Here is a 26,999-nt window from a genome sequence, read left to right as displayed (position 1 = left end):
CGCAAACAGCAAAACGCGGCTGGGAATTAATGTTCCCGGCCGCGTCCGCATTGCCTCAATTTCTGTTACACATCGACAGAAGCGCTGGTGGAGGCGGTCTGACGGAACAGCCATTCGGACTTCAGCTCGGCATATCCGGGCTTGATGACGTCATTGATCATGGCAAGGCGTTCATCGAAAGGAATGAACGCTGATTTCATCGCATTGACTGTGAACCACTGCATGTCGTCGAGCGTGTAGCCGAATGTTCCGACCAGGTGCTCGAATTCGCGGCTCATGCTGGTGCCGGACATCAGACGGTTGTCGGTGTTCACCGTCGCCCGGAAATGCAGCTTGCGGAGCAGGCCGATGGGGTGCTCGGCGTACGAGCTCGCCGCGCCCGTCTGCAGGTTCGAGCTGGGGCACATCTCCAGGGGGATGCGCTTGTCGCGTACGTAGCTGGCGAGGCGGCCGAGCTTGACGGTGCCGTCGTCGGCGACCTGGATGTCGTCGATGATCCGCACGCCGTGGCCGAGCCGGTCGGCGCCGCACCACTGGAGGGCCTGCCAGATGGACGGCAGACCGAAGGCCTCGCCCGCGTGGATGGTGAAGTGGTTGTTCTCGCGCTTGAGGTACTCGAACGCGTCGAGGTGCCGGGTGGGCGGGAAGCCCGCCTCCGCGCCCGCGATGTCGAAGCCGACGACGCCCAGATCGCGGTAGCGGTTGGCGAGTTCGGCGATCTCCAGGGCGCGGGCGGCGTGCCGCATGGCGGTGAGCAGCGCGCCCACGCGGATGCGGTGGCCGTTCCCCTTCGCGCGCCGCTCGCCTTCCCGGAAGCCTTCGTTGACGGCCTCGACGACCTCTTCGAGGGTGAGGCCCTGCTCCAGGTGCTGCTCGGGGGCGTACCGGATCTCGGCGTAGACGACGCCGTCCTCGGCGAGGTCCTCGGCGCACTCGGCCGCCACACGCTTGAGGGCGTCCTTCGTCTGCATGACAGCGCAGGTGTGGGCGAAGGTCTCCAGATAGCGCGGCAGCGAACCGGAGTCGGCGGCCTCCCTGAACCAGATCCCCAGCTTGTCGGGGTCGGTCTCGGGCAGTGACTCATACCCTGACTCACGGGCGAGGTCGACGATCGTGCCGGGGCGCAGACCGCCGTCGAGGTGGTCGTGCAGGAGCACCTTCGGGGCGCGGCGGATCTGTTCGGCGCTGGGCGTTTCGCGGTCCGTGTGACCGGCTTTGGTGGTCTGGCTCGTCATTTCGGCACTCTAGCGCCTACGCGCGTAGATCTCACGGGTCGATACGTAACAGTGACCCCGCGGACGGGTGGCGTACACCATCGCTTCTGACACTGTTCTGTCATGGCACAGCAAGCGACGCCCGATTCCGTGCGCGCGGCCAGGCTCGGGCGCGTGATCGGCACCCGTCCATCGGCGGTCAGCGGCGCGGTGCTGCTGCTCCCCGGCGGCCACGAGACCTCTTCCCGCAAGCCGTCCCCCTTCGCCGCGAACGCGATGCGCGCGCTCGGCCGCAGGCTCGCCCAGGACGGCCGCGGCGAGGGGCTCGCCGCGCACGTCGTCCATTACCGCTGCCGCGGGTGGAACGGCGCGCAGGCGCAGCTCGCGCGCGACGCGGAGTGGGCGGCGGACGAGATCGTCCGCCTCTACGGCGACGTCTCCGTCTGCCTCGTCGGCATGGACATGGGCGGCCGGGCCGCGCTGCGGGCCAGTGGGCACGACGCGGTCAACTCCGTCCTCGCGCTGGCCCCTTGGCTGCCCGAGGACGATGTGGCCGCCTCCCCTGAACCGGTGAAGCAGCTCGCGGGGCGGCGGGTCCTGATCGTGCACGGCACGAACGACGAGCGGACCGATCCCGAGCTGTCGTTCCGGCTCGCGGAGCGGGCGAAGAAGGCGAACCGGGAGGTGTGCCGGTTCGAAGTCCACTCCGACGGGCACCGGTTGCAGCAGCATCACTCCGAAGTCCACGCGCTGGCATCGGACTTCGTCATGGGCTCGCTATTCGGGCACGCGTACGCACGCCCCCTGGAGGACGCGCTGGCGGCTCCGCCGCCGCTGGGGCTGCGGATGCCGCTCGCCTCCGGCTTCGGGGAGTCGATGAGGCAGCGGTGAGGCCTGGGCTCGAGCTCGGGCGGTCCCTGCGGGGCCTTCCCCAATCCCGCCCCTTCCCGAAACTGGGGCTCCGCCCCAGACCCCGTACGAGATGTCCTCAATCGCCGGACGGCGGCGCCCAATGCCCCCGCGCCACGACTATTCCGGCAGCAAGCGCCCCCGGCGCCCCAGCAGGAACTTCTTGAACGCCGCCACCGGCGGAGTGTCCGGGTGGCCGTCCAGCCAGGCCACTCCGATCTCCCGCACCGCCCGCTGCCCCGTCACCGTCAGCTCCACAACTCCCGGACGCGGGACGGCCGGTGGCGGCAGGAGGGCCACCCCCAGGCCCGCCGCCACCAGGCCCCGCAGCGTCTCCGCCTCCTCCCCCTCGAACGCGATCCGCGGCTTGAAGCCGGCCTCCTGGCAGAGGTCGTCCGTGATGCGCCGCAGGCCGTAGCCCGGTTCGAGGGTCACGAAGGCCTCGTCCGCCGCCTCCGCGAGGCGGACCCGCTTACGGGAGGCGAGGCGGTGGTCGTCCGGTACGACGAGGCGCAGGCGCTGCTCGTCCAGGCGGCGGGCCACCAGGTCGGGGGCGTCCGGCACGGGCGAGGTCAGGCAGAGGTCGAGCTCCCCCGCCCGCAGCCGCTCGATCATCGCCTCCCCGTAGTTCTGTACGAGGCTGAAGCGGACCCTCGGATGGTCCGCGCGGAAGGCGCGGATCAGGCCGGGTACGGTCTCCGAGCCCATCGTGTGGAGGAAGCCGAAGGCGACCTTGCCCGACGCCGGGTCCGCGTCCGCCCGCACGGACTCCGCGGCCCGCTCCACCTCGCCGAGCGCCCGCTCGACGGAGGCGAGGAACGTACGGCCCGCCGGGGTCAGGGACACCGTCCTGCCGTGCCGCGCGAACAGGTCGACCCCCAGATCCTGTTCGAGCCGCACCAGCGCACGCGACAGCGTCGACTGCGGCACCTGCATCTCCTGCGCGGCCCGCGTCACGTGCTCCGTCCGCGCGACCCCCGCGAAGTACGCGAGACGCGGCGAGAGCAGCGCCGACCAGGACCCGGGGGTCAGCTCGGCCGGCGACGAACCGCCCGCGCCGATGTCTCCTACGTAACTGCTCTGCGACAGACGCCGCTCTGAACTGCGCTCATGCACCATGGGAACGATTATGGCCAATCCATGCATTGGACGGATGAGTCACGTGTGCCTACGTTCGACACATGCCTCCTGCCAGTAGCGGGGCGTCCGCCACCCACGCGGCCGCCCCCGCCCCGTCGTCCACCGATGCCTCTCCCGAAGCCGACTCCCGGCTCACCCCCGGCGGCCCCGGCTACCGCCGGATGAGCTTCGCCCTCTTCCTCGCGGGTGTCGCCACCTTCGCCCTCCTCTACTCCACGCAGGCGCTGCTCCCCCTCGTCTCCGCCGACTTCGGCGTCAGCGCGAGCACGGCGAGCTGGACGGTGTCCGCCGCCACGGGCGCGCTCGCCCTCTTCGTACTGCCCCTGAGCGCGCTCAGCGAGCGCTTCGGGCGGCGGACGCTGATGACGGTCTCGCTGACGGTCGCGGTGGTCGTGGGGCTTCTCGTCCCCTTCGCGCCCTCCATCGGCGCACTCGTCGCGCTGCGCGCCGTGCAGGGCGCGGCGCTCGCCGGGCTCCCGGCGTCCGCGATGGCCTTCCTCGCGGAGGAGGTCAGGCCCAAGGCGCTGGTCGCCGCGATCGGCATGTTCGTGGCGGGGAATTCGATCGGCGGCATGAGCGGGCGTGTCATCACGGGCTGGGTCGCACAGGCCTGGGGCTGGCGCGTGGCCGTGGGTGTGGTCGGTGTCGTGGCCGTCCTGTGCGCGCTCGCCTTCCGCGCGCTGCTTCCCGCGCCGCGCCACTTCACCGCGGGCTCGCTCAACCCCAAGGCGCTCGGCCGTACGATCCGTTCGCACCTCGCCAACCCGCTGCTGTGCAGGCTGTACGCGATCGGCGCGCTGTTCATGACGGTCTTCGGCGCGGTCTACACCGTGATCGGCTACCGCCTCACCGAGGCGCCCTTCTCGCTCCCACAGGGCATCATCGGCTCGATCTTCCTGGTCTATCTCGTCGGTACGGTCTCGTCGGCCGCCGCGGGGAAGCTGGTGGCGCGGCTCGGGCGGCGCGGGGCGCTGTACCTGGCGGTGAGCACGACGGCCGGCGGTCTGCTGCTCTCCCTGTCCGACTCCCTGGCCATGGTGCTGCTCGGGCTCGTCCTGATCACCGCGGGCTTCTTCGCCGGTCACGCGGTCGCCTCCTCGTCCGTGAGCCGTACGGCCACCGCGGGGCGTGCGCAGGCTTCGGCGCTCTACCAGTCCGCGTACTACCTGGGCTCCAGCGCGGGCGGCACGCTCGGCGCGGTCGCCTTCCACTCGGGGGGCTGGGCCGGGACGGTGGGCCTGGGTCTGCTCGCGGTGCTCGGCGTCGTGTCCATCACCGTCTGGGGGTCGCACGCGGCCCGGGTTCAGGAGCGGCACGACCGGCGAGGGCTCGTGGCCGCGCACTAGCTGTCTCGGGCGACCCCCTCCCGCCTGCGGGTTTTCCCACTCCGGGGGCCGTTGTCAGTGGGCTGCGGTAGCTTCCAAAGTGCTGGGACTTTCGTGGCAGCCGCAGGGGTGGGTGGGTCGGTATGACGGACATCGCAGGGACGACGTCGGAACTGGACGTCACGCTGGAGAAACACCGGGTCGAGCTGACCGGGTACTGCTATCGCATGCTGGGCTCGGCCTTCGAGGCCGAGGACGCGGTGCAGGACACGATGGTCCGCGCCTGGCGGAGCTACGAGAAGTTCGAGGGCCGCTCCAGCCTCAGGTCGTGGCTGTACCGCATCGCGACGAACGTCTGTCTGGACATGCTGAACGCGGGCAACCGCCGCGCCCGTCCCATGGACCTGACCGCGGCGGCGCCGCTGGCCCAGGCCGCTCTCACGCCGCGCCCGGACAATGTATGGCTGGAGCCGATGCCGGACGCGCGCGTGCTGCCGTCCGTCAGTGACCCCGCGGAGGCGGCCGTGGCGAAGGAGTCGGTGCGGCTCGCGTTCGTCGCCGCCCTGCAGCAACTGCCGCCCAAGCAGCGGGCGGTGCTCATCCTGCGCGAGGTCCTCGCGTGGAAGGCCAGCGAGGCGGCCGAGCTCCTCGACACGTCGGTGGCCTCCGTCAACAGCGCGTTGCAGCGGGCGCGGGCGACGCTGGCCGAGGGCCATGCGGACGACACCGCGGTGTCCGATCCGCTGGACGACGAGCAGCAGAAGCTCCTTGAGCGCTATGTCGCGGCCTTCGAGGGCTATGACATGGCGGCGCTGACGGCGCTGCTACACGAAGACGCCATCATGACGATGCCCCCGTTCGACCTGTGGCTGCGCGGCACGTCCGACATCACCGGCTTCATGTCGACCATCGGCGCGTCCTGCGCCGACAGCAAACTGTTCCCGGTCGATGTCAACGGCACGCCGGGCTTCGCCCACTACAAGCCCGACCCCGAGAAGGGCGGGTTCGCGCCGTGGGCGGTTCAGGTCATCGAGATCTCAGAGGGGCGGATCGCGGGCTTCCACTGCTTCCTGGACACGCCCCGGTGGTTCCCGCTGTTCGGCCTGCCGCTCCATCTCGATCTCCATGGGGATCCCGACGAGGTCCAGTAGCTCGCGCAGGTGCGGGGCCGGGTTCCGCAGGCGGATCCGGCCGCCCGCGCGGCGGGCGGTGAGCTGGAGGCGGGCCAGCGCGTCTATCGCTGCCAGGACGGGTGGGCCCAGGTCCGCGACATCGCATACGAGGACGTCCGCGCCGGTCGCCTGCAGCGTGGCGCGGGCCTCCTCGCAGAGGCGGTGCGTGGCCTCTCGGTCGAGGGTGCCGGTCAGGGTCAGGGCTGGCTGCGGTTTGGGGTTCACGTTGGGATGACTGGCCGGAGGGCCGGAACTCATCGGTGGGCGACAACGCCTTGCGTGCCGTCATCACCGGCTTCGCCGAGTTCGTCCTCAAACGCCGGACGGGCTGAGAATCTCAGCCCGTCCGGCGTTTGAGGACATCTTGTCGGGGCTCCAGGGGGCGGAGCGCGCTAATAGGCGCAGTGGGGAGAGCCCCGCAGGGACCACCCCTCCCCCCACTGCCTACGCGATGCGGTCCAGGACGATCGGCGTCGCCGCGAACTCCGTGCCCTCGGGTGCGATGTCGAACGACCCCGTCACCGCCTGCAAGGCGTACTCGAAGCGCTCGGGAGTGTCCGTGTGCAGGGTCATCAGCGGCTCCCCCGCGCGGACCTGAGCGCCCGGCTTCGCGTGCAGCTCGACGCCCGCACCCGCCTGGACCACGTCCTCCTTGCGCGCACGCCCCGCGCCGAGGCGCCACGCGGCGACCCCGACGTCGTACGCGTCGAGGCGGGTCAGGACCCCGGACGACGGCGCCGTCACGACGTGCGTCTCCCGGGCCACCGGGAGGGTCGCGTCCGGGTCGCCGCCCTGGGCGGAGATCATCCGGCGCCACACGTCCATCGCCGAGCCGTCGGCCAGCGCCTTCGCCGGGTCGACGTCACGCAGGCCCGCCGCGTCCAGCATCTCCCGCGCCAGGGCCAGGGTCAGCTCGACCACATCAGCCGGGCCACCGCCCGCAAGCACCTCCACCGACTCGCGGACCTCAAGGGCGTTGCCCGCCGTCAGGCCGAGCGGCGTGGCCATGTCCGTGAGCAGGGCCACCGTGCGTACGCCGTGGTCCGTGCCCAATCCGACCATCGTGGAGGCCAGTTCGCGGGCGTCCTCCAGGTTCTTCATGAAGGCGCCGGTGCCGACCTTCACGTCCAGGACCAGCGAGCCCGTGCCCTCGGCGATCTTCTTCGACATGATGGACGAGGCGATCAGCGGGATCGCCTCCACCGTGCCGGTCACGTCCCGCAGCGCGTAGAGCTTCTTGTCCGCGGGAGCCAGGCCGTCGCCCGCCGCACAGATCACCGAGCCGACGCCGTCCAGGACCGAGAGCATCTCCTCGTTCGACAGGAGGGCCTTCCAGCCCGGGATCGACTCCAGCTTGTCCAGGGTGCCGCCGGTGTGGCCGAGGCCCCGGCCCGACAGCTGCGGGACCGCCGCGCCGCAGGCCGCCACCAGCGGGGCGAGCGGCAGCGTGATCTTGTCGCCGACGCCGCCCGTGGAGTGCTTGTCGGACGTGGGGCGGGAGAGGGAGGAGAAGTCCATGCGCTCGCCGCTCGCGATCATCGCGGCCGTCCAGCGGGCGATCTCGCCGCGGTTCATGCCGTTCAGCAGGATCGCCATGGCGAGCGCCGACATCTGCTCGTCGGCGACCGCGCCGCGCGTGTACGCGTCGATGACCCAGTCGATCTGCTCGTCGCTGAGCTCGCCTCGGTCCCGCTTCGTGCGGATGACGGAGATGACGTCCATGGCATAACCCCTCTTTGCGCCTAAAACGGTGAGCGCGACTCTACGCGCATAGAGCCACGAGATGAAGACGGCCCCCGCCCGAAGATCCACAACAGGCAGGGGCCGGCTCTCAGTTGAGGTGCTCCGGGCCGAACGGGTCCGGCAGCATGTCCCCCAGTGTCCGAACGCCCGCGGCCGTCTCCAGGAGGAGCGCCGCGCCCCCGAACTCGTAGAGCAGTTGGCGGCAGCGGCCGCACGGCATCAGGATCTCGCCCTTGCCGTCGACGCACGTGAAGTGCGTCAGGCGGCCGCCCCCGGTGAGCTGGAGCTGCGAGACCAGGCCGCACTCGGCGCACAGGCCCAGGCCGTACGACGCGTTCTCCACGTTGCAGCCCGACACCGTGCGGCCGTCGTCCACGAGGGCCGCGGCACCGACCGGGAAGCCTGAGTAGGGGGCGTACGCACGGGACATGGCCTCGCGCGCAGCGTCCCGCAGCGCGTCCCAGTCGGTCTCGGTCACGTTCCTTGTCCCTTTCGGTAGGGCTGGCCGTCCGCCTTCGGCATCCGAAGGCGCTGGGCGGAGAGCGAGAGCACCAGCAGCGTGACGACGTACGGCGTCGCGGTGACGACCTGGTTGGGCACCTCGTCGGTCAAGCCGTACCACGCGAACGTCAGCGCCGAGACGGCTGCGGTGATCGCCGCGGGCACGTAACGCTTGCGCCATACGAGGTAGGCCGCGCCGATGACCAGCAGGATCGCGAGCAGCAGAAGCAGTGCGTGCACGTTCGTGCCGCCGCCCCGGAGCTTCAGGCTGTCGGTGTAACCGAACAGGCCGGCACCGAGCGCGAGTCCGCCCGGCATCCAGTTGCCGAAGATCATGGCGGCGAGGCCGATGTAACCGCGTCCGCCGGTCTGGCCCTCCAGGTAGATGTTGGAGGCGACGAGCGACAGGAACGCGCCGCCCAGACCCGCCAGACCACCCGAGATGATCACTGCCAGGTACTTGTACTTGTAGACGTTCACGCCGAGCGACTCGGCCGCGACCGGGTTCTCGCCGCAGGAGCGCAGCCGCAGGCCGAACGACGTGCGCCACAGGACCCACCAGCTCAGCGGCACCATCGCGACCGCGATGACGGTGAGCGGCGAGAGGTTCGTGAAGAGGCCGCCGAGCAGGCCCGCGATGTCCGAGATCAGGAACCAGTGCTTCTCGTTCAGGTCCTGGAGCCAGTCGGAGAGGCCTGGGACGGAGAAGCTGCCGAGCGAGTCGACCGGGGGCGACTGCTTGGACGTACCGCCCTCCTTGCCCTCGAAGGCGAAGGTCGAGAGGTAGCGGGTGACGCCCAGGGCGAGGATGTTCAGGGCCACACCGGAGACGATGTGGTTGACGTTGAAGGTGACCGTGACGATCGCGTGCAGGAGGCCACCGAGCGCGCCGCCGAGTATGCCGAACAGGATGCCGACCCACGGGCCCCACTGGTAACCGGCGAACGCGCCGAACCAGGTGCCGAGGATGAGCATGCCCTCAAGGCCGATGTTGACCACGCCCGCGCGCTCGGCCCACAGACCGCCGAGGCCCGCGAGGCCGATCGGCACGGCGAGCCGCAGAGCGGTGGACATCTGGCCGGTGGAGGTGATGCCGTTCGCGTCGGTGATCAGCCGGACCACGGACGTCAGGACGAGGACGCCCGCGATGATCAGCAGGAGGACGGGGAGCGAGATGCGGCGGCGGCCCGGCGCGGGCTGCTTGGCCGGGGGCTTGGCCACGGTTGTCGAGCTCATCGGGCAGCCACCTCCTTCACGGTGTCGTTGTTGCCGTCGTTGCCGTTGTCCTTACGGGCGGCGGCGGCCAGTTCCTCGCCGACGCGGCGCTGCTGACGGCTGAGCCCCCAACGGCGTACGGCCTCGTAGGAGACGACGACCGCGATCACGATGAGGCCCTGCATGATCACCGCGATCTCCTTGTCGTACGCCACCGGCTGGGCGTAGTCGAGGGCGGGCGACGCCTTGTCGAGGAAGGCCCACAGGAGCGAGGCGAACGCGATGCCGACCGGGTTGTTGCGGCCGAGCAGCGCGATGCCGATGCCGGTGAAGCCGAGTCCCGCGGGGAAGCTGAGGCTGTAGGTGTGGGTGTCGCCGAGCAGGATCGGCATGCCGGCGAGGCCCGCGACCGCGCCGGAGATCAGCATCGCGCTGAGCACCATGCGCTTGGCGTTCACGCCGGAGGCCGCGGCGGCCGACTGGGAGGCGCCGGTGGCGCGCAGGTCGAAGCCGAAGCGGGTGCGGTTCAGGACCAGCCAGTACAGGACGCCCGCGAGCGCGGCGATGATCACGAAGCCGTAGATCTCGCCGGACTCGCCCATGCTGATGCCGGGGAACCAGCCGGACTTGTGCATCTCGCCGGTGGTCTGGTTGTTGCCGACCGGGACACCGAAGTTCTCGGTGAGGGTCATGTAGCCGATGACGCTCGTCGCGATGGCGTTGAGCATGATCGTCGCGACGACCTCGCTGACCCCGCGGGTGGTCTTGAGGATGCCCGCGATGCCCGCCCAGAAGGCGCCGGTGAGCATGGCGACCAGCATCAGGAGCGGGATCTGGAGCGGGGCGGGGAGCGCGATGTGCGCGCCGACGACGGCGGTGGTCATCGCGGCGAGGCGGTACTGCCCGTCCACGCCGATGTTGAACAGGTTCATGCGGAAGCCGACGGCCACCGCGAGCGCGGCCAGGTAGTACATCCCGGCCTGGTTGATGGTCAGGACCTGGACGTCGGAGTAGCTGATCTGCTCCAGCATCAGGGTGTACGGCTCGATCGGGTTCTTGCCCGAGGCGAGCAGCACGACCGAGGTCAGCGCCACGGCCACGACGAGGGCGATGACCGGTCCGGCCACCGCGAGGAGCACACGCTCCTTGTCGAACTTCTTCATCGGGCCTCGTCCTCCGAAGTGCCGGCAGAGCCCTCTTCGGGGTCTTCTTCTACGTGTTCGAGGTGGCCGGACGCCGCGCCCGTCATCGCCGAACCCAGCTCCTCCGGCGTGATGGTGGCCGGGTCGGCGTCGGCGACGAGCCGTCCGCGGTAGATCACGCGGAGGGTGTCGGAGAGGCCGATCAGCTCGTCCAGGTCCGCCGAGATGAGGAGGACCGCGAGTCCTTCGCGACGCGCCTCGCGGATCTGGTCCCAGATCTGGGCCTGTGCGCCGACGTCCACACCGCGGGTGGGGTGGGCGGCGATCAGGAAGCGGGGCTTGTGGCTCATCTCGCGGCCGACGATCAGCTTCTGCTGGTTGCCGCCGGAGAGGGAGGCGGCCGTGACGTCGATGCCGGGCGTCCGGACGTCGTACTGCTCGACGATGCGCCGGGTGTCGGCCTGCGCGCCCTTGATGTCGAGCCAGAAGCCGCCCTTGCCGCGGGAGTTGGGCTTCTCGGTGACGTGACCGAGGATGCGGTTCTCCCAGAGCGGCGACTCCAGGAGGAGGCCGTGGCGGTGGCGGTCCTCGGGGATGTAGCCGATGCCCTGCTCGCGGCGGTGGCGCGTGGCCAGGGCGGTGATGTCCTCGCCCGCCATGCGGATCACGCCGGAGTCGGCGTGCTTGAGGCCGATGAGCGCGTCGATCAGTTCGGTCTGGCCGTTGCCCTCGACGCCCGCGAGGCCGAGGACCTCGCCCTCGTGGATGGTGAAGGAGATGTCGTCGAGGAGGGCGCGGCCCGAATCGCCGTCGGCAAGGAGCTTGAGCTCCTTGACCTCGATCATCGCCCGGTCGGTGACCGTCGACTCCGCGGTCTCCGGGGTGGGCAGCTCGCTGCCGACCATCAGCTCGGCGAGCTGGCGGGGCGTCGTCTCGGACGGGATCGCCGTGCCGACGGTCGTGCCGCGCCGGATGACGGTGATGTCGTCGGCCACGGAAAGGACTTCGCCCAGCTTGTGGGAGATGAAGATGACGGAGAGGCCCTCGGACTTCAGCTCGCGCAGGTTGTCGAAGAGCGCGTCGACCTCCTGCGGCACGAGGACCGCGGTCGGCTCGTCCAGGATCAGCGTGGTGGCGCCGCGGTAGAGGACCTTGAGGATCTCCACGCGCTGCCGGTCGGCGACGCCGAGGTCCTCGACCATGGCGTCGGGGCGCACCCCGAGGCCGTACCGGTCGGATATCTCCGCGATCTTGCGGCGGGCCGCGCCGCCGATGCCGTGCAGCTTCTCGCTGCCGAGAACGATGTTCTCCAGGACCGTGAGCTGGTCGGCGAGCATGAAGTGCTGATGGACCATGCCGATGCCGCGCGCGATGGCGTCGGCGGGGCTGGCGAAGGTCACCTCGGCACCGTCGACCGAGATGGTGCCCTCGTCCGGCTTCTGCATGCCGTAGAGGATCTTCATCAGGGTCGACTTGCCCGCGCCGTTCTCGCCGACGAGGGCGTGCACGGTGCCCTTGCGGACGGTCAGGCGGATGTCGTGGTTGGCCACGACGCCCGGGAAGCGCTTGGTGATGCCGGTGAGTTCAACGGCGGTGCCACCCGAGCCGGTCGAGACCTTGGCGACGGGCGGAGGGCTGGTGGACGCGTCGATGGCGCACTCTCCTCGGGAATCCTCAGGAAAGGGGCCACCTACGCGCGTAGCGCCCCTGGTTCGACGGGAGTTGAGCAGTCGGCCGCGCGAACGGGGCGCGGGGAACCATCGTCCCCCACACCCCGTTCCGCGGCCGTGACTTCGCTGTTACAGCGCAGTCCGGTTACAGCGTGGTCTTGACCTTGATCTTGCCGCTCTTGATGTCCTGCTCGGCCTTCTTCACGGCGGCCTGCAGGTCCTTCATCTTCTTGAACTCGGGGTTCGAGTCGGCGAGCGCGACGCCGCCGGACGCCAGGTCCGCACGGACCACGCCGCCCTTGGCGTTGTCATCCTGGACCGACTTCGTCAGGTTGTACACCGCTCCGGCGACGTCCTTGGTCGCCGAGGTCAGGATGTACTTCTTGTACTTGGCCAGGGCCTTCTGCTTGTACTGGTCGGAGTCGACACCGATCGCCCACACCTTCTCGGCGGCGGCGGCCTCGATGACACCCTGGCCCGAGAGACCGGCGGCGTGGTAGACCACGTCGGCGCCGCCCTCGATCTGTCCGCTGGCCGCTTCCTTGCCCTTGTCGGGGCTGGAGAAGCCGCCGTCCTCGGCCTTCTCGGTGAGCATCTGGCGCTTGATCTTCACCGACTTGTCGGTGTCCTTGACGCCCTGGACGAAGCCCGCCTCGAACTTGCGGATCAGGTTGTTGTTCACGCCGCCGATGAAGCCGACGCTCTTCTTCTTGCTGGCCTTGGCCGCGGCGACGCCCGCGAGGTACGAGGACTGCTCCTCGTTGAAGACCAGGTCGGAGACGTTGTCCGCCTTGATGGTGGCGTCGTCGACGATGCCGAAGGTGACCTTCGGGAACTTCGCGGCGACTTCCTTCACGGCGGGGGCGTAGGCGTAGCCGATGCCGATCACCGGGTTGTAGCCCTGCTTGGCGAGCTCGGTGAGGCGCTGGGCCTTGTCGGCGTCGGACTCGCCGTCCGTCGGCTCGACGGCCTTCTTGCCGACCTTCAGGTCCTTGGCGGCCTTGTCCATGCCCGCCGTCGCGGCGTCGTTGAAGGACTGGTCGCCCTTGCCGCCGACGTCGTACGCGATGGCGACGCCCTTGTTCTTGCCGTCGCTCTTGGAACCGGCGGCGTCGCTGGAGGTGCCGCCGCAGGCGGTGGCGGAGACGGCGAGTGCGGCGGTGGCTACACCCGCTGCGGCAATTCGGGAAACCCGGCGCATAGAGAGGAACTCCTTATGTACAAGCAAGCACAAGCACGTACGAGCGCCTCACCTGGCGCTGATTTCGCCGCAGCGTAACGCGCGTAGACCTGACATAAGAACCCTTCTGTCCCGTCCGTTATCGAGCTGTGGCCGCGAGGTTGCGGGAGCGTGGACGCACGGTGGGGCGCCCCGCACGTCACGGGGCGCCCCACCTGTCACGGTCCTGCTGTGCGGGTCCGGTTACGGCACGGTCTCGACCGTGACCTTTCCGTCGACGATGTCCTTCTCGGCCTCCTCCACGGCGGCGACCACGTCCTTCATCGCCGTGTACTTCGGGTTCGAGTCGGCGAACCCGACGCGTCCCGACTTCAGGTCGTAGCGCTGCTCGCCCGTGATCGGCTTGCCCTCGACGACCGACTTCGTCAGGTCGTAGACGGCGCCGCCGACGTCCTTGAGGGCCGAGCCGAGGATGTAGTCCTTGTACTTGGCCAGGGCCTTCTGCTTGTACTGGTCGGAGTCGACGCCGATCGCCCACACCTTCTGGGAGCCGGCCTCCTGGATCACGCCCTGCCCGGAGAGGCCCGCCGCGTGGTAGATCACGTCGGCCCCCGACTCGATCTGACCGCTCGCCGCGTTCTGCCCCTTGTCGGGGCTGGAGAAGCCGCCGTCCTCGGGCTTCTCGGTCAGATACCGCTTCTCTATCTTGATCTTGGGGTCGACGGACTTGACGCCCTGCACGAAGCCGGCCTCGAACTTGTGGATGAGGTTGATGTCGACGCCGCCGATGAAGCCGACGTGGTCGGCCTTGGTCGCCTTCGCTGCGGCGACGCCCGCCAGATAGGACCCCTGCTCCTCGTGGAACACGAGGTCGGCGACGTTGTCCGCCTTGACGGTGTTGTCGTCGATGATCCCGAAGGTGGTCTTCGGGAACTTCGCCGCGGCTTCCTTGATGGCGGGGGCGTAGATGTAGCCGACGCCGATCACCGGGTTGTAGCCCTGCTTGGCCAGCTGCTCGATGCGCTGCACCTTGTCGGCGCTCGACTCGCCGTCGCCGGGCTCCATGTCGACGCCGCCGATCTTGAAGTCCTTGCGCGCCTTCTCGTACCCGGCGTACGCGGCGTCGTTGAACGACTGGTCGCCCTGGCCGCCGATGTCGTACGCGAGGCCGACGCCCTTGCCCTTGTACTCCGAGGACGACCCGCCGGACTTGTCGTCCTTGTCGTCCTCCTGTGATGCCTCGCTGCTGGTCTTGCCGCACGCGGAGGCCGCGAGGGCGAGGGACGCCACCACGACGGCCACTTGGGAGAGCTTCGATCCTCGGGTTCCACGAGATCCTCGACGAAGACGCATAGGACGCACCCCTTACGTTCCCCAAAGCACCCTTGAAGGGCCTGATTTCGGCGCACAGTAACGCGCGTAGAAAGGGAGGGGAACGGGGTTTCGCACTGCGTTACCTATTCGTGCCGAGGGCCGGTTACGTCCGGGTGAACGGGTCCGCCGTAACCGGCCGATAGCGGTGCTTACCTACCTGCTCACCTACCGACGCCGTCGATCAGCGCCGCCGCGGTGAAGAGTTCGACGCCCACCGTGATCGCCGACTCGTCCGCGTCGAAGTCGCCCTGGTGCAGGTCCCGGACGGTGCGCTCGCCGGGCGTACGGACGCCGAGGCGGGCCATGGCGCCGGGCACGTGCTCCAGGTACCAGGAGAAGTCCTCGCCGCCCAGGCTCTGTTCGGTGTCCTCGACGGAGTGCGGGCCGAGGCGCGTCCGCATGGCCTCGCTCAACAGGTCGGTCACGTCCGGGTCGTTCACGACGGGCGGGACGCCCCGGATGTAGTTCACCTCGGACTTGGCGCGGTACAGATCGGCGATCTCCTGGATGGCGCCGTGCACCAGGTCGGGCGCCTTGCGCCAGGCGGTCAGGTCCAGGCAGCGGACGGTGCCGGAGAGTTCGGCGTGCTGCGGGATGACGTTGCAGGCGTGGCCCGACTCGATGCGGCCCCACGTCACCGCGAGCCCCGAGCGGGCGTCGATGCGCCGGGCGACCAGGGCGGGGACCTCGGTGACGACCTTGGCGGCGGCGGTGACGAGGTCGGTGGTCAGGTGGGGGCGCGCGGTGTGTCCCCCCGCGCCGTCCAGCGAGACTTCGAGCCGGTCACAGGCGGAGGTGATCGCGCCGTGCCGAAGGCCGATCTTCCCGGCGTCGACGCGGGGATCACAGTGCACGCCGATGATGCGGCCGACGCCGTCGAGCACACCGGACTCGATGGCATCGGGCGCACCGCCGGGCAGGACCTCCTCCGCGGGCTGGAAGATCAGCCGTACGGGAAAGGGCAGTTGCCCCTGTTCCGCGAGCTCGGCGAGGACGAGGCCCGCGCCGAGCACCACGGTGGTGTGCACGTCGTGCCCGCAGGCGTGGGCGCGGTCGGGCACGGTGGAGCGGTACGGGACGCCGAGCTTGGTGTCCGGGATGGGGAGCCCGTCGATGTCGGCGCGCAGCGCGAGCATGGGGCGCACGCCGTCCCACTGTTCGGTGCCGATGTCACAGACCAGTCCGGTGCCGATGTCGAGTACGCGGGGCTTGAGGCCCGCGCGCTCGAGCCGGGCCTTGAGGGCCGCGGTCGTACGGAACTCCTGGTTGCCGAGCTCGGGGTGCATGTGCAAGTCGCGGCGGAAGGCGATGAGTTCGGTGCGCAGGGCGTCCGGGAGCGCACCGGGGAGTACTGCTTCCCCGGGGGCGTCCCCCGCTGCTTCCCCGGGCAGATCGGCCTCGGACCCTCGCTCGGACTCTCGTGACATCAGTTGGTTCACCCTCTGAAGGGTAGGGCGAGGCACGGGCCAACTGACCCACGATCAACAAAAGTTCAGCCCGATAGGGTAAGAAAAAGTGGCCGCGTGGCGCATGGGCGCTAGTTGAGGTGGGTAAACTCTCTCGCCCTCCAGAGGGAAAGGCGCTGGTCACGCCGTGGCCGCGACCCCCTGCGCCGGGGAATGCGCGGAGGCCACCGACGCCAGGCGGTGTACGTCACGTGCCGTGCCCGTGACGCCCGACAGGAACCCCTGGGCCCGGGGTGAGGCGTTCTCCGTCAGCCAGGCCGGGTCGATGTCGCAGACCGCGACGCGGACCTCCGTGCCCGCGAGGGCCAGGGGCAGGGTGTGGACCACCGTCGAGGGGAAGCTCAGGATCGTGCTGCCGATCGGGCCTCGGCGGGCGATCAGTTCCAGCGGGAGGTCGGGGCGGACCACTTGCAGGCCCGTCTCCACCGCCAGGCGGTGGAGCTTCTCCGAGCTCTCGCGGCGGTGGGCGAAATAGCGGGTCGCTCCGTGTGCGCGGGACAGGGTGCGGACCGCCTCCACGTAGCGGTCCGGGTCGACCACGCCCGTCTCGACGAGCGAGGTGCCGACCAGGTCCGCGCCCTTGGAGACGCGCGGCGGGCCGAAGCGCTCCCGCGTCCACGCGAAGCTGTTCACCGTCACCCGCACGCCGTCCGGCGCCGAGTCGATCGGCATGGAGGAGAAGACCTCCACCGTGCGCTTGCCGCCGGGTGTCAGGCGGCGGCGGGCGGAGGCCGAGATCGGGGCGAAGGCGATGTCGCGCACGCCGGGGCGGCCGCCGCGGCGGTGCCAGCGCACCAGGCGCTCCCCCGCGGCCAGTTGGGCCACGAACTCCATCGTGGCCGTGCCGTCGTCCACGACCACCAGCGAGCGGGCCCTGGTGATCGTCAGGAGCAGCTGTACGTAGCGCGAGAACGGGTCGCCGATGACGATCCGGTCCGCCGCCCGCAGCGCGCCCGTCAGGCCGCCGATCGTGTGGAAGGGAGCGGCCGCACCGCCGCGCGCCTCCTCCCAGCGGACGCTCAGGCCCTCGTCACGCGCCAGCTGGGCCATGCGGCGCAGCTGGCCCCGGGTCATCGGGTCGTTCGGGGAGAGGACGACGACGGTGAGCCCCCCGGCCGGGCCGGTCGCCCCCGCCGAATGCGCCCACTCAAGGACGTTGAGGAGCTGCACAGGGCTCTCTACGAACGCCAGGGTGGCGGGCGCCGCAGCAGTGGGGGCCGTCGGCCCGGGTCGGGGGCTCATCGTCGTATGACCGTGTCCTGTCCTTGTGAGGGGTCCCGGGACTCCCGGTGAAAGGTCCCGGTAAGAGCGTCAGCGCGCTCAGACCGCTACCGGCTCGCGGTCGGCCGCGTCGGCCTCGGCGACGACGCCCGCGACGCGGCGCAGCTTCTTCATCGGGCCGAGCTCCGACTCGTAGACCTTCTTGACGCCGTCACCGAGGGAGGCCTCGATGGTGCGGATGTCGCGGACGAGCCGGGTCAGGCCCTGCGGCTCGACCGACGCGGCCTGGTCCGAACCCCACATGGCGCGGTCGAGGGTGATGTGACGCTCGACGAACGTGGCGCCGAGCGCGACCGCGGCGAGCGTGGTCTGCAGGCCCGTCTCGTGGCCTGAGTAGCCGATCGGGACGTTCGGGTACTCCTGCTGGAGGGTGTTGATGACGCGGAGGTTGAGCTCCTCGGCCTGCGCCGGGTACGTCGACGTGGCGTGGCACATCAGGATGTTGTCCGAGCCGAGGACCTCGACCGCGTGACGGATCTGCTTCGGGGTGGACATGCCGGTCGAGAGGATGACCGTGCGGCCCGTGGCGCGCAGGGCGCGGAGCAGCTCGTCGTCGGTGAGCGAGGCCGAGGCGACCTTGTGGGCCGGGAGGTCGAACTTCTCCAGGAAGGCGACGGCCTCGGTGTCCCACGGGGAAGCGAACCAGTCGATGCCGCGCTTCTTGCAGTGCTCGGTGATGGCCTGGTACTCGGACTCGCCGAACTCCACGCGGTGGCGGTAGTCGATGTACGTCATCCGGCCCCAGGGGGTGTCGCGCTCGATGTCCCACTGGTCGCGCGGGGTGCAGATCTCCGGGGTGCGCTTCTGGAACTTGACCGCGTCGCAGCCGGCGTCGGCGGCCACGTCGATCAGGGCGAGGGCGTTGTCGAGCTCGCCGTTGTGGTTGATGCCGATCTCACCGGTGATGTAGACGGGCTGACCGGGACCTGCGGTCTTCGAACCGAAGGTGCGCAGACGGGAGTTGGAGATCGTAGAGCTCATGGCAGGAACTTTCCTTACTTGTTGAGGGAGGGGCCGAGGATCCATGCGGCGATCTCTCGGATCGCGCCGTCACCACCGGGGAGAGCGGTGACCGCGCGTGCGGCGCCGCGTACGACGTCGTGGGCGCTCGCGACCGCCACCGGCCAGCCGACAAGGCCGAAGCAGGGGAGGTCGTTGACGTCGTTTCCGACGTAGAGCACGCGCTCGGGAGCGATGCCCTGCTCCTCGCACCACTGCTTGAGTGCGAGGTCCTTGCGGTCGATGCCGTGCAGGACGGGAAGCTTCAGCTTCCGGGCCCGCGCGGCGACGACCGGGTTCTGTTCCGTGGACAGGATCAGCAGCGGAATCCCCGCGTCACGCAGGGCCGCGATGCCGAGGCCGTCCCCGCGGTGCACGGAGACGAGCTCCCGTCCTTCGGAGTCGATCAGCACCCTGTCGTCCGTCTGGGTGCCGTCGAAGTCGAGTACGACCGCGTCGATGTCGTCGCGGGTCGGAAGGGCGTCGGCCCGGCCGCCGTCGAACAGCGGGGCGAGCGCGCGGGCACGGGCGAGGTCGTGCGGGTCGTCGATCTCCAGGACGCGCGCCGGGTCCGTGCGGACGAGTTCGGTGCGGCCGAAGAAGCGGTGCTTGTGCTCGCGGAAGCCGGTCACGTCCATGGCGTAGACCGCGCCGGTCTCCAGGAGGTCCTGGGGGCGGTCCTGGCGGCGCGGGCGGAAGGACTTGTCGTGGTTGACGCCGTAACCGCCGTCGGTGGCGGTCGAGTTGGCGACCTTCGTGGTGCCGCCCATCTCGCCGGTGCGCCGCGCGTCGAGGGCCGCGGGCTCGTCGTCGGCGTCGCGCCACACGAAGCCGTGGAAGGGCGCCACGGTCAGCGCCGTGTCCGCGCCGCCGTCGATGATCGAGCCGACCACGCCGTCGACGTCCTCGCGGACGATGAAGGGGCTGGTGCACTGCACGAGCAGGACGACGTCCACGGCCGTGCCGTGCAGCGACTCGTGCGCGTCCATCGCGTGCAGGACGGCCGCCTCGCTGGTCGCGGTGTCCCCCGCGATCGCCGCGGGCCGCAGGACCACTTCGGCGCCGGCCGAGCGGGCGGCCTCGGCGATCACGTGGTCGTCCGTGGAGACGACGACGTCCGTGACGAGCCGCGCGGCCAGGCACTCGCGGACGGCGCGCGCCACCAGGGGCACACCGCCGACGGGGGCGAGGTTCTTGGCGGGCACGCCCTTGGAGCCGCCGCGGGCCGGGATGACGGCGAGGACGCGGTGTGCGGGCGCGCTTCCTGGGGCGGGGTGGGACATGGGGGCTCCTTGAGTGGGGTGGGGGATCACAGCTCGCCCGCGGTTCACAGCTCGCCCATCCGCCGGATGACGGGGGCCACGCGCTGCACCCCGTGCCGGTAGGCGCCGCGCGCCGCGCTGCGGACGGCCTGGCGCACCGGGCCCGGCTCGCGGTCCGCGGCGGGCGCGCCGGGCAGCGGGGTGCCGTCCGGGCCGAGGTGGTGGCGGGCCAGGATGCCGGGGAGGTAGCCGGGGGCGGTGACGAGGCTGTAGTACGGGGCGACGGGCGGCAGTTGAGGCTGTGCGAGGAGGCTCGCGACGCGCTCACGTGCCGCGTCGAAGGCCTTCTCGTACGACCCGTCGGGCGCGACGCCCTGCCGTGCGACCCACTCCGGAGCGGCCTCGGGGCTGTACCCCGCGTCGATCTCGTCCCAGGACGCCAGGCATCCGGAGCCGATGAAGTGGTGGTTGCCGAGCGCCTCGCGCACCCCGAGGTCGGTGAGGACCGCGGTGGGGATGCGGCGGTGCAGGGATTCGAGCGCGGCGGTGGAGCTGACCGTGACGAGCAGGTCGGTGCGGTCGAGGACCTCGCCCATGTTTCCGTACACGAGGCGGCAGTTGGGCGGCAGGCCCTCGCCCTTGGCGAGCTTCTGGTAGGGCAGTTCCTCGATGTGCGTGGTGTGTTCGCCGGGCTTGCTGCGCAGCTTGATCAGGACCTCGCGGTCCGGGTGCAGGCGTGCGTGCTTGACCATGCGGCTCAGCAGGTACGTGCGGTGTGCGCGGCTGTCGGGCACGGAGGGCTGCGCGGCGAAGACGACCGTGTAGGGGTCGTGCTTCTGGTCCTTCTCGAGATAGGCAGCGCCGCCGAGGAACGGCAGCGCGCTCTCCACGACGCCCGACGCGTCGGCGCCCACTCCCTCGTACACGGCTCGGAAACGCTCCGCGTCCTGGCGGGAGTTGGCGAGGACGACGTCCGCGCCGTGCCGCAGGAGCAGGCCGTCGGCGAGCTTCTCGTAGACGACGCCGACATAGCCGGTGACGATCACGGGACGCCGCTTCGAGGCCGCGGCCATCCGGGCCAGACCGTGCAGCACCGCCTGGACCGCGCCGCCCACGAGGGCGAGCACGATCACGTCGGGTGCTTCGCGCTCGACCTCGCGCAGGAACTCGACCGCGGTGACCTCACGGAGCGAATCCGCGCGCACCCCGACCTCTTCGAGCTGGCGGACGGTGGGCGTGGCCCGGCCCCTGAGGAGGCGTCCGTCGAGGCGTATGTCCGCTCCCTCACCCGCGAGGCGGCTCGCGGTGAGCGCGCCCCATTTCCACCGGGTGTCGGAGTCGGCGAGCACGGTGATCCGTGTCGTCCCGCTGTTGCTTACTGGCACAGGAAGGACGCTAGGAAGGCATTGGGATTGGCGGCCCAACTCAGGTGCAACAAACGGTTAACAGCACGCCGACGAATGGCGAATCAGCCCGGGAAACCGCCGATGGGCAGGCGGGTTAACCGTTCCGCCATGCGTCGTTCACCTGACATCTCACCTTCGGTCAAGACGAATGCCGGGCCGACACCTAACGTCACCCACGTGGTTAAGCTCTCCGTCATCGTGCCGTTCTACAACGTGCAGCAATACGCGCCCGACACCTTGAAGAGTCTGCGAGCGAACGCACGCGAAGACTTCGAATTCATTCTCGTCGACGACTGTTCGAAGGACGAGACTCCAGAGATCCTGGAGCGTGCCGCGCGCGAACTGCCCGGCGCCGTCCATCTCAGACATGAGACGAACGGCGGTCTGGCGACCGCCCGCAACACGGGCCTTGACGCGGCGCGCGGCGAGTACCTCACCTTCCTGGACGGTGACGACTGGCTCGCCCCCGGTTATTACGCGCAACTCGTGGCGTCCATCGAGCAGTTGGGCTGCGACTTCGTGCGTACCGACCATGTGCAGTGCACCGCTCGGGCCCGCAGCATCCACCGTGTCCCGCACGGCAGGCGCGGCGTCGTCATGCCGCCGCGGGACGTCATCCTGCCCGCCGACCGGTCGACGTCCGTCGACTACGCCTACGCCTGGGCGGGCATCTACCACCGGCGCCTGGCCGACCAGGGCCTGCTCCACTTCACGGACGGCCTGCGCACCGCGGAGGACCGGCCGTGGATCTGGCGCCTTCACCGCGAGGCGGAATCCTTCGCCGCGGTGGGCCTGCTCGGCGTTTTCTACCGGCGCGGGGTCGCGTCGTCGCTGACGCAGATCGGTGACGTACGACAGCTCGATTTCATCCGTGCATTCGACCAGGTGATCCGGGAAACGGCTGAGGACCGCGATGCGGACAAACTCCTGCCGAAGGCCGTCCGTACTTACTGCGCGATCATTTCCCACCATCTGGGATCCATCGAAAGGTTCGAGCCACAAGTGGCGCGGAAATTGAAGTCGCTGAGTGCGGCAGCCCTGAAGCGGATGCCGCAGGGCGTTCTCGACGACGCACTCGACTCCATGGACATACAGCGGGCGACGCGCCTTCGCCGGCTGCGCCGGCGCCCGGTGTCGGCGGAGGTGGCCGCGTAATGGCGACGACGCAGATCTTCCTCGCGTCCACGCTGTACGGCACGGCGACGCTGGCCGCGGCGATCGACGCCGACCGCTTCGGCCCGGCCGACCGGCGGCTGCTGCTCGTCAGCAACAACGCGGCGACGCCGGAGACGACGGTCGCCGTGGACGAGATGCCGGGCTTCGAGCGCCTGCGGGACCGCTTCGACGACGTACGTTCCTGGAACGAGGCCATCTCCCCTTTTCATCCGGGCGGCTGGGCTCCCCGGGCGGACGACATCCCGATGTGGGAGCGGTACATCCGGCTCCTGTGGGACCTCGGTGACGACGACATCGAGCTGGCCGTCGAGTCGATCCAGGTCAACCCGGCCCTGGCCCTCGCGCAGATCTTCACGGGCGCGCCCGTGGACGTCTACGCGGACGGCCTGATGAGCTACGGCCCCACCCGCAACAAGATCGACCCGCTGGTCGGCACGCGGGTGCGCCGCCTGCTGCACCTTGACCTGGTGCCGGGCCTGACCCCGCTCCTGTTGACCGAGTTCGGCGTGGAGCCGGAGATCGTGCCGACCGAGGCGTTCGTGAAGGTCCTCGACCGCCTCGCCGAGGCCGATGCCGCGGACATCCCCGACATCGCCGAACCCGCCCTGCTCCTTGGCCAGTACCTCTCCGCGCTCGGCATCCTGACCGCCGAGGAAGAGGAGGAGCTGCACGTGCGCATGGTGCGCGGCGCAGCCGGACTCGGCCACACGCGCGTGGTGTTCAAACCGCATCCGACGGCTCCGGCCCGCTGGTCGCGCATGCTGGAGAAGGAGGCGGAGGCGATCGGCGTGGAGCTGACCGTCCTCGACTCACCGGTCCTCGCCGAGGTCCTCTACCAGCGGATGCGCCCCGCGCTTGTCATCGGCTGCTTCTCGACGGCGCTGCTCACCGCGTCCGCGCTGTACGGCCTGCCGGTCGCCCGCACCGGCACCGAGACGCTCCTGGAGCGGCTCGCGCCCTACCAGAACAGCAACCGCGTCCCCGTCACCATCGTGGACGCGCTGATCCCCGACCTCGCCGACAAGGGCGCGGTCACCGGGCGGCAGCCGGGCATGCCGGTCGGCGACCTGGGCGAGCTGCTCGTCGCCGTCGGCTTCGCCATGCAGCCGCAGATCTATCCCCGCCTGCGCGGAGCCGCCGAGCGGTATCTCTCGACGCACCTCACCCCGCACACCTGGCGCTACTTCAAGCGGCGCCGCCTCACGGCCCTCGCCCTGCCCGGAGCGCTGCCCTCGCAGCTCTCGTTCATCCCGCGCAACGCGGCCGTACGCCGGGTCGCGCGCCGGGCCCGTTCGGTCCAGCGCACCATCAAGCGGACCGCACTCGGATGACCTCTCCCGGAACCACGCTCCCGAAGCACTCCCCGGGGACGGACACGGCAGACGCCCTCGCGCGCACGATTCCGGCCCCCGCGGCCGCCAAGCGTGCGCGGCCCCGCCTCAGAGCCCTGGACGGGCTGCGGCTCATCGCGGCCCTGATGGTCGCGGCCTACCACTACGGCGGCCGCGACGGCGAGATCAGCGAGGCCTGGGGCAGCTCGCCGCAGCTTCAGTTCCCCACGGCGCACAGCTGGTTCGCCTACGGCTGCCTGGGCGTGCAGATCTTCTTCGTCATCAGCGGCTTCGTGATCTGCATGAGCGGCTGGGGCCGTCCGCTGCGCGCGTTCTTCGCGTCACGCGCCTCGCGGCTCCTGCCCTCCTACTGGGCGGCGATCATCCTGGTGACGGCGGTCTTCGCGCTGCCCGTCGTGACGTACCAGGCGGTCTCGCCCAGCGACGCCCTGGTGAATCTGACCATGCTCCAGCAACCGCTGGGCGTGGACCGGGTGTTGGGTGTCTGCTGGACGCTCTGGGCCGAGCTGCGGTTCTACGCGCTGTTCGCGCTCTTCGTCGTCCTGCCGGGCGCGAACCGGGCCCGCGTGATCCTCTTCTGTGCGGTGTGGACCCTGGCCGCGGTCGTCGCGGAGGGCGCGAACGAGCCGCTGCTCGACCTCGTCCTCATGCCCGAGTACGCCCCCTTCTTCATCGGCGGCATCGGCATCTACCTCGTCCACCGCGACCGCAGGGACCTCACGGCCTGGGGCATCGTGGGGGTGAGCTGGCTGATCGGCCAGCACTACGCGGTCTCGCGCCTGTGGCACGCCCCGAACCCGGACTTCTTCTCCTACCGCACGTCCTTCGGGATCATCGCGGTCGTGACGGCGGGCTTCGCCGCGGTGCTCCTGATCGCACTCGGCGCCCTGCACCGGGTCGACTGGAAGTGGCTGACGGTGGCGGGGGCCCTGACCTACCCGTTCTACCTGGTGCACGAGCACCTGGGCTGGGTGACGGTGGCCGCGCTGCACCGGGGGCTCGGGCTTCCGTCGTACGCGACCTTCGGTCTGACGATCGCGGCCATGCTGCTGCTCGCCTGGCTCCTGAACCGTTTCGTGGAGGAGCGGCTGACGCCGCTGATCCGGAACGGGCTCATGGTTCGGAAGTGACCCCGTCCGTGGCGGTGTCGGCGTCCTCGTCCGCCGCCACCGCGCGGGCCACGTCCATGGCCTCGCCCATGACGACCTCGGCCTCGCCTATCGCGTCCACCAGCTCCTGGACCAACCGCTCCAGCGTCTCGCCCTCATCCATGGGCCAAGACTATGCGTGCCGGGTGTCCAGCATCGTCGCCCCGATCCCGGCGACCACCGCGGCGAGGCCCTTCTCGAACCCCGCGTCGTAGTCGCGGAACATCTCGTCGCCGGCCGCCGAGGCAAGCGGATAGGCGGCGAGCCGCTGCGCGCGGGCCTCCAGGTCGTAGCCGCCCTCCTCCTTCGCGGGGTCGGGGCCCATCGACTGCTCCTCGATCACGTAGCCGATGGTGTAGCTGTACCCGGTGAGCCAGGCGCGGGCCGCACCGCCCGGCGTGAAGCCCCCCGCCGTGAGCATGCGCAGGTGCGCCTCCATGGGGGCGGCGTACGACATGTCCGTGAAGCGCGTACCGCTGTAGACCTTCGCGCCGTCGCGGTACATCAGCAGGTGCCGCCGCAGGCCCCGCATCGCGGCGGCGAAGGCCGTCGGCCAGTCGGCGTCCGGTACCGCCTCCGCCGCGAGCTCGTCGTTCATGCGCCGCAGCATCTCCGTCGCCATCTCGTCGAGCAGTGCCTGCTTGTCCTTGAAATGCCAGTACAGAGCGGGCGCCTTGACGTCCAGCTCCTTGGCGATGGCGCGCAGGGAGAGCCCGTCGAGGCCCGTCTCGTTCAGGAGCTTCAGGGCGGTGCGCGCCACGCGGGTGCGGTCCAGGGGTGTCGTAGCCACCTTGACAATTTAACACCGTTAAGCGCAGGCTCTGGGCCATGGCACTTAACAGCGTTAAGGACGGAGCCGTCATGACTGTCACGACCGACGTACTCATCGTGGGAGCCGGACCCACGGGCCTGACCCTCGCCTGCGACCTCGCACGACGCGGCGCAGACGCCCTGGTCGTCGAGCGGGCCGACGCCCTCTTCCCCGGCTCCCGCGGCAAGGGCATCCAGCCCCGCACCCAGGAGGTCTTCGACGACCTCGGGGTCATCGAGGCGGCCGAGGCGGCGGGCGGTCCCTACCCGGTCGGCATGGTCTGGCAGGGCGGCGAGCGGCAGGGCGAGCACCGGATGTTCGAGGAGAGGGAGCCGACCCGGGACGCCCCGTACGACCGGCCGCTGATGCTCCCCCAGTGGCGCACGCAGGAGATCCTCCACGCCCGCCTGCGCGAACTCGGCGGCGCGGAGATCGAGTTCGGTGCCGCGCTGACCGGCCTCGCGCAGGACGAGGAGGGCGTCACCGCCCGGCTCGCGGACGGCCGGACGGTCCGCGCCGCCTACGCCGTGGCGGCCGACGGCGGCCGTTCGACCGTGCGCGCGGCGCTCGGCATCGGCATGGCGGGCGAGACCGTGGACCCGAACCCGATCCTGGTGGCCGACGTCCGCATCCCCGCCCTGGACCGCGACAACTGGCACATGTTCCCGCCCGCCGCCGACGGCGGGGGCTTCCTGGCGATCTGCCCGCTGTCGGGCACCCCGGACTTCCAGCTGACGGCCCAGTTCACGGACGGGACCGCCCCCGACACCTCGCTCGAAGGCGTGCGCAAGGTCGTCGCCGCCCGTACGCACCTGGCCGCCGACGCGGTGACCGAGGTGCGCTGGGCCTCCGACTTCCGGCCGCGCGCGGCGATGGCGGACCGGTTCCGCGAGGGCCGCGTGTTCCTGGCCGGCGACGCGGCGCACGTGCACTCACCTGCGGGCGGCCAGGGCCTGAACACCAGCGTGCAGGACGCGTACAACCTGGGCTGGAAGCTGGGCGCGGTCCTGCGGGGCGGCGCGCCCGAGGCACTCCTCGACACCTACGAGGCCGAGCGGCTGCCCAACGCCGCGCAGATGCTGGGCCTTTCCACCCGCATCCACCGGGGCGAGGAGCGGCGCGGGGAGGCCACCCGCCAGCTGGGCCTCGGCTACCGGGACAGCTCCCTGTCGGTGGAGACCCGCACGGGCCTCCCGGGCGGGGCGCTGCGGGCGGGCGACCGCGCACCGGACGGGCCGTGCGGCGCGGGACGGCTCTTCGACGCGTTCAGGGGCCCGCACTGCACACTGCTCGCGGTCGGCACGGATGCCGAACTGCCGCCACTGGACGAGGAGTTGGTGCACGTACACCGCGTCGAGGCCTACGCGCCCTACGGCAAGGGCCTCTTCCTGGTGCGCCCGGACGGGTACGTCGGGTGGGCGGGCGAGGACGCGAGGGGCCTGACCGACTACGTCAGGCTGATCCGCCAGGACAACTCATCCGCGAAGACAGTTGACCTCAATCAAGCTTGAGG

24 protein-coding genes are annotated in these 26,999 nt (G+C 70.3%); 7 read left to right on the top strand and 17 right to left on the bottom strand.

What is annotated here, in order from left to right; translation table 11 throughout:
* Nucleotides 1-65: 65 nt before the first annotated feature.
* A complete protein-coding gene (locus ABZ833_RS32410) occupies nt 66-1,235 on the bottom strand; it encodes an adenosine deaminase (protein ID WP_361054049.1) in 1,170 nt (389 codons plus the stop codon).
* Nucleotides 1,236-1,337: 102 nt separating this feature from the next.
* Here ABZ833_RS32410 and ABZ833_RS32405 point away from each other — a divergent pair, with 102 nt between their 5' ends.
* Nucleotides 1,338-2,105: an alpha/beta hydrolase gene (locus ABZ833_RS32405; RefSeq protein ID WP_361054046.1), complete on the top strand. Its 768-nt coding sequence runs from the start codon at nt 1,338-1,340 to the stop codon at nt 2,103-2,105.
* A 138-nt stretch (nt 2,106-2,243) separates the two neighbouring features.
* Here the strand turns inward: ABZ833_RS32405 and ABZ833_RS32400 are convergent, their stop codons facing one another.
* Entirely contained in the window at nt 2,244-3,242 is a 999-nt protein-coding gene (locus ABZ833_RS32400) for a LysR family transcriptional regulator (RefSeq protein ID WP_361054043.1), read from the bottom strand.
* A 62-nt stretch (nt 3,243-3,304) separates the two neighbouring features.
* On the opposite strand from ABZ833_RS32400, the gene ABZ833_RS32395 reads away from it, so the two are divergent.
* Nucleotides 3,305-4,609, top strand: coding sequence for an MFS transporter (locus ABZ833_RS32395; protein WP_361054040.1), 1,305 nt, complete (start codon nt 3,305-3,307; stop codon nt 4,607-4,609).
* A 122-nt stretch (nt 4,610-4,731) separates the two neighbouring features.
* Nucleotides 4,732-5,739, top strand: coding sequence for a sigma-70 family RNA polymerase sigma factor (locus tag ABZ833_RS32390; RefSeq protein WP_361054037.1), 1,008 nt, complete (start codon nt 4,732-4,734; stop codon nt 5,737-5,739).
* Here the strand turns inward: ABZ833_RS32390 and ABZ833_RS32385 are convergent.
* From ABZ833_RS32385 to ABZ833_RS32325, 13 genes are all read right to left on the bottom strand, one after another.
* Entirely contained in the window at nt 5,626-5,985 is a 360-nt protein-coding gene (locus tag ABZ833_RS32385; RefSeq protein WP_361054034.1) for an STAS domain-containing protein, read from the bottom strand. The genes ABZ833_RS32390 and ABZ833_RS32385 overlap by 114 nt on opposite strands.
* Before the next feature lie 219 nt (nt 5,986-6,204).
* Nucleotides 6,205-7,482, bottom strand: a complete 1,278-nt coding sequence (locus tag ABZ833_RS32380) for a thymidine phosphorylase (protein WP_361054030.1) — start codon at nt 7,480-7,482, stop codon at nt 6,205-6,207.
* Nucleotides 7,483-7,591: 109 nt separating this feature from the next.
* The gene (locus ABZ833_RS32375) at nt 7,592-7,981 is read right to left on the bottom strand and encodes a cytidine deaminase (protein WP_249588166.1); all 390 of its coding nucleotides are present in this window, start codon (nt 7,979-7,981) and stop codon (nt 7,592-7,594) included.
* Complete coding sequence (locus tag ABZ833_RS32370; RefSeq protein WP_361054025.1) at nt 7,978-9,240, bottom strand: ABC transporter permease; 1,263 nt, start codon at nt 9,238-9,240, stop codon at nt 7,978-7,980. Before ABZ833_RS32370 ends, ABZ833_RS32375 begins: the two co-directional genes overlap by 4 nt.
* Nucleotides 9,237-10,382 (bottom strand): ABC transporter permease, encoded by a 1,146-nt coding sequence (locus ABZ833_RS32365; protein WP_361054022.1) that lies wholly within the window; start codon nt 10,380-10,382, stop codon nt 9,237-9,239. The genes ABZ833_RS32370 and ABZ833_RS32365 overlap by 4 nt, the downstream gene beginning before the upstream one ends.
* Nucleotides 10,379-12,013, bottom strand: coding sequence for an ABC transporter ATP-binding protein (locus ABZ833_RS32360; protein WP_361054140.1), 1,635 nt, complete (start codon nt 12,011-12,013; stop codon nt 10,379-10,381). The genes ABZ833_RS32365 and ABZ833_RS32360 overlap by 4 nt, the downstream gene beginning before the upstream one ends.
* Nucleotides 12,014-12,176: 163 nt before the next feature.
* A complete protein-coding gene (locus tag ABZ833_RS32355; RefSeq protein ID WP_361054019.1) occupies nt 12,177-13,232 on the bottom strand; it encodes a BMP family ABC transporter substrate-binding protein in 1,056 nt (351 codons plus the stop codon).
* Nucleotides 13,233-13,454: 222 nt separating this feature from the next.
* Nucleotides 13,455-14,564: a BMP family ABC transporter substrate-binding protein gene (locus tag ABZ833_RS32350; RefSeq protein ID WP_361054016.1), complete on the bottom strand. Its 1,110-nt coding sequence runs from the start codon at nt 14,562-14,564 to the stop codon at nt 13,455-13,457.
* A gap of 182 nt (nt 14,565-14,746) precedes the next feature.
* Nucleotides 14,747-16,012, bottom strand: a complete 1,266-nt coding sequence (locus ABZ833_RS32345; RefSeq protein ID WP_361054013.1) for a M20 family metallopeptidase — start codon at nt 16,010-16,012, stop codon at nt 14,747-14,749.
* Nucleotides 16,013-16,171: 159 nt separating this feature from the next.
* Nucleotides 16,172-17,293, bottom strand: a complete 1,122-nt coding sequence (locus ABZ833_RS32340; protein WP_361054010.1) for a hypothetical protein — start codon at nt 17,291-17,293, stop codon at nt 16,172-16,174.
* Nucleotides 17,294-17,371: 78 nt separating this feature from the next.
* Complete coding sequence (locus ABZ833_RS32335) at nt 17,372-18,313, bottom strand: N-acetylneuraminate synthase family protein (RefSeq protein ID WP_361054007.1); 942 nt, start codon at nt 18,311-18,313, stop codon at nt 17,372-17,374.
* Between the two features lie 14 nt (nt 18,314-18,327).
* Nucleotides 18,328-19,614 (bottom strand): acylneuraminate cytidylyltransferase, encoded by a 1,287-nt coding sequence (locus tag ABZ833_RS32330; protein ID WP_361054004.1) that lies wholly within the window; start codon nt 19,612-19,614, stop codon nt 18,328-18,330.
* A gap of 44 nt (nt 19,615-19,658) precedes the next feature.
* On the bottom strand, nt 19,659-20,978 hold the full coding sequence (locus ABZ833_RS32325) for a DUF6716 putative glycosyltransferase (RefSeq protein ID WP_361054001.1): 1,320 nt from the start codon (nt 20,976-20,978) through the stop codon (nt 19,659-19,661).
* Between the two features lie 198 nt (nt 20,979-21,176).
* On the opposite strand from ABZ833_RS32325, the gene ABZ833_RS32320 reads away from it, so the two are divergent.
* The 3 genes from ABZ833_RS32320 to ABZ833_RS32310 are packed head-to-tail and all read left to right on the top strand — an operon-like array spanning nt 21,177 to nt 24,657.
* Nucleotides 21,177-22,154 carry a glycosyltransferase family 2 protein gene (locus ABZ833_RS32320; RefSeq protein WP_361053998.1) on the top strand — a complete coding sequence of 326 codons (978 nt, stop codon included), beginning with the start codon at nt 21,177-21,179 and terminating at the stop codon, nt 22,152-22,154.
* Nucleotides 22,154-23,506 carry an alpha-2,8-polysialyltransferase family protein gene (locus ABZ833_RS32315; protein ID WP_361053995.1) on the top strand — a complete coding sequence of 451 codons (1,353 nt, stop codon included), beginning with the start codon at nt 22,154-22,156 and terminating at the stop codon, nt 23,504-23,506. Before ABZ833_RS32320 ends, ABZ833_RS32315 begins: the two co-directional genes overlap by 1 nt.
* The gene (locus ABZ833_RS32310) at nt 23,503-24,657 is read left to right on the top strand and encodes an acyltransferase (protein ID WP_361053992.1); all 1,155 of its coding nucleotides are present in this window, start codon (nt 23,503-23,505) and stop codon (nt 24,655-24,657) included. The genes ABZ833_RS32315 and ABZ833_RS32310 overlap by 4 nt, the downstream gene beginning before the upstream one ends.
* On the opposite strand, the gene ABZ833_RS32305 is transcribed toward ABZ833_RS32310, so the two are convergent.
* Entirely contained in the window at nt 24,641-24,799 is a 159-nt protein-coding gene (locus tag ABZ833_RS32305) for a hypothetical protein (RefSeq protein ID WP_361053989.1), read from the bottom strand. The two genes, ABZ833_RS32310 and ABZ833_RS32305, sit on opposite strands and share 17 nt — an antisense overlap.
* Nucleotides 24,800-24,808: 9 nt before the next feature.
* Complete coding sequence (locus tag ABZ833_RS32300) at nt 24,809-25,465, bottom strand: TetR/AcrR family transcriptional regulator C-terminal domain-containing protein (RefSeq protein WP_361053986.1); 657 nt, start codon at nt 25,463-25,465, stop codon at nt 24,809-24,811.
* 71 nt (nt 25,466-25,536) lie between these two features.
* Here ABZ833_RS32300 and ABZ833_RS32295 point away from each other — a divergent pair, with 71 nt between their 5' ends.
* The gene (locus ABZ833_RS32295) at nt 25,537-26,997 is read left to right on the top strand and encodes an FAD-dependent oxidoreductase (protein ID WP_361053983.1); all 1,461 of its coding nucleotides are present in this window, start codon (nt 25,537-25,539) and stop codon (nt 26,995-26,997) included.
* Nucleotides 26,998-26,999 lie beyond the last annotated feature (2 nt).

This window comes from Streptomyces sp. NPDC047525 (assembly GCF_040643025.1).
GTDB lineage: Bacteria > Actinomycetota > Actinomycetes > Streptomycetales > Streptomycetaceae > Streptomyces > Streptomyces durmitorensis.
The sequence above is the reverse complement of the archived record's forward strand: the minus strand, read 5'-3'. Positions and strand labels throughout refer to the sequence as shown.

Excerpts from the sequence above, each read along its gene's own strand:
- ABZ833_RS32390 (WP_361054037.1), top strand. The coding sequence starts at position 4,732 with ATGACGGACATCGCAGGGACGACGTCGGAACTGGACGTCACGCTGGAG.
- ABZ833_RS32295 (WP_361053983.1), top strand. The coding sequence starts at position 25,537 with ATGACTGTCACGACCGACGTACTCATCGTGGGAGCCGGACCCACGGGC.
- ABZ833_RS32395 (WP_361054040.1), top strand. The coding sequence starts at position 3,305 with ATGCCTCCTGCCAGTAGCGGGGCGTCCGCCACCCACGCGGCCGCCCCC.
- ABZ833_RS32305 (WP_361053989.1), bottom strand. The coding sequence starts at position 24,799 with ATGGATGAGGGCGAGACGCTGGAGCGGTTGGTCCAGGAGCTGGTGGAC.
- ABZ833_RS32350 (WP_361054016.1), bottom strand. The coding sequence starts at position 14,564 with ATGCGTCTTCGTCGAGGATCTCGTGGAACCCGAGGATCGAAGCTCTCC.
- ABZ833_RS32410 (WP_361054049.1), bottom strand. The coding sequence starts at position 1,235 with ATGACGAGCCAGACCACCAAAGCCGGTCACACGGACCGCGAAACGCCC.
- ABZ833_RS32400 (WP_361054043.1), bottom strand. The coding sequence starts at position 3,242 with ATGGTGCATGAGCGCAGTTCAGAGCGGCGTCTGTCGCAGAGCAGTTAC.
- ABZ833_RS32330 (WP_361054004.1), bottom strand. The coding sequence starts at position 19,614 with ATGTCCCACCCCGCCCCAGGAAGCGCGCCCGCACACCGCGTCCTCGCC.
- ABZ833_RS32335 (WP_361054007.1), bottom strand. The coding sequence starts at position 18,313 with ATGAGCTCTACGATCTCCAACTCCCGTCTGCGCACCTTCGGTTCGAAG.
- ABZ833_RS32310 (WP_361053992.1), top strand. The coding sequence starts at position 23,503 with ATGACCTCTCCCGGAACCACGCTCCCGAAGCACTCCCCGGGGACGGAC.
- ABZ833_RS32355 (WP_361054019.1), bottom strand. The coding sequence starts at position 13,232 with ATGCGCCGGGTTTCCCGAATTGCCGCAGCGGGTGTAGCCACCGCCGCA.
- ABZ833_RS32345 (WP_361054013.1), bottom strand. The coding sequence starts at position 16,012 with ATGTCACGAGAGTCCGAGCGAGGGTCCGAGGCCGATCTGCCCGGGGAA.
- ABZ833_RS32380 (WP_361054030.1), bottom strand. The coding sequence starts at position 7,482 with ATGGACGTCATCTCCGTCATCCGCACGAAGCGGGACCGAGGCGAGCTC.
- ABZ833_RS32315 (WP_361053995.1), top strand. The coding sequence starts at position 22,154 with ATGGCGACGACGCAGATCTTCCTCGCGTCCACGCTGTACGGCACGGCG.
- ABZ833_RS32405 (WP_361054046.1), top strand. The coding sequence starts at position 1,338 with ATGGCACAGCAAGCGACGCCCGATTCCGTGCGCGCGGCCAGGCTCGGG.
- ABZ833_RS32370 (WP_361054025.1), bottom strand. The coding sequence starts at position 9,240 with ATGAGCTCGACAACCGTGGCCAAGCCCCCGGCCAAGCAGCCCGCGCCG.
- ABZ833_RS32365 (WP_361054022.1), bottom strand. The coding sequence starts at position 10,382 with ATGAAGAAGTTCGACAAGGAGCGTGTGCTCCTCGCGGTGGCCGGACCG.
- ABZ833_RS32340 (WP_361054010.1), bottom strand. The coding sequence starts at position 17,293 with ATGAGCCCCCGACCCGGGCCGACGGCCCCCACTGCTGCGGCGCCCGCC.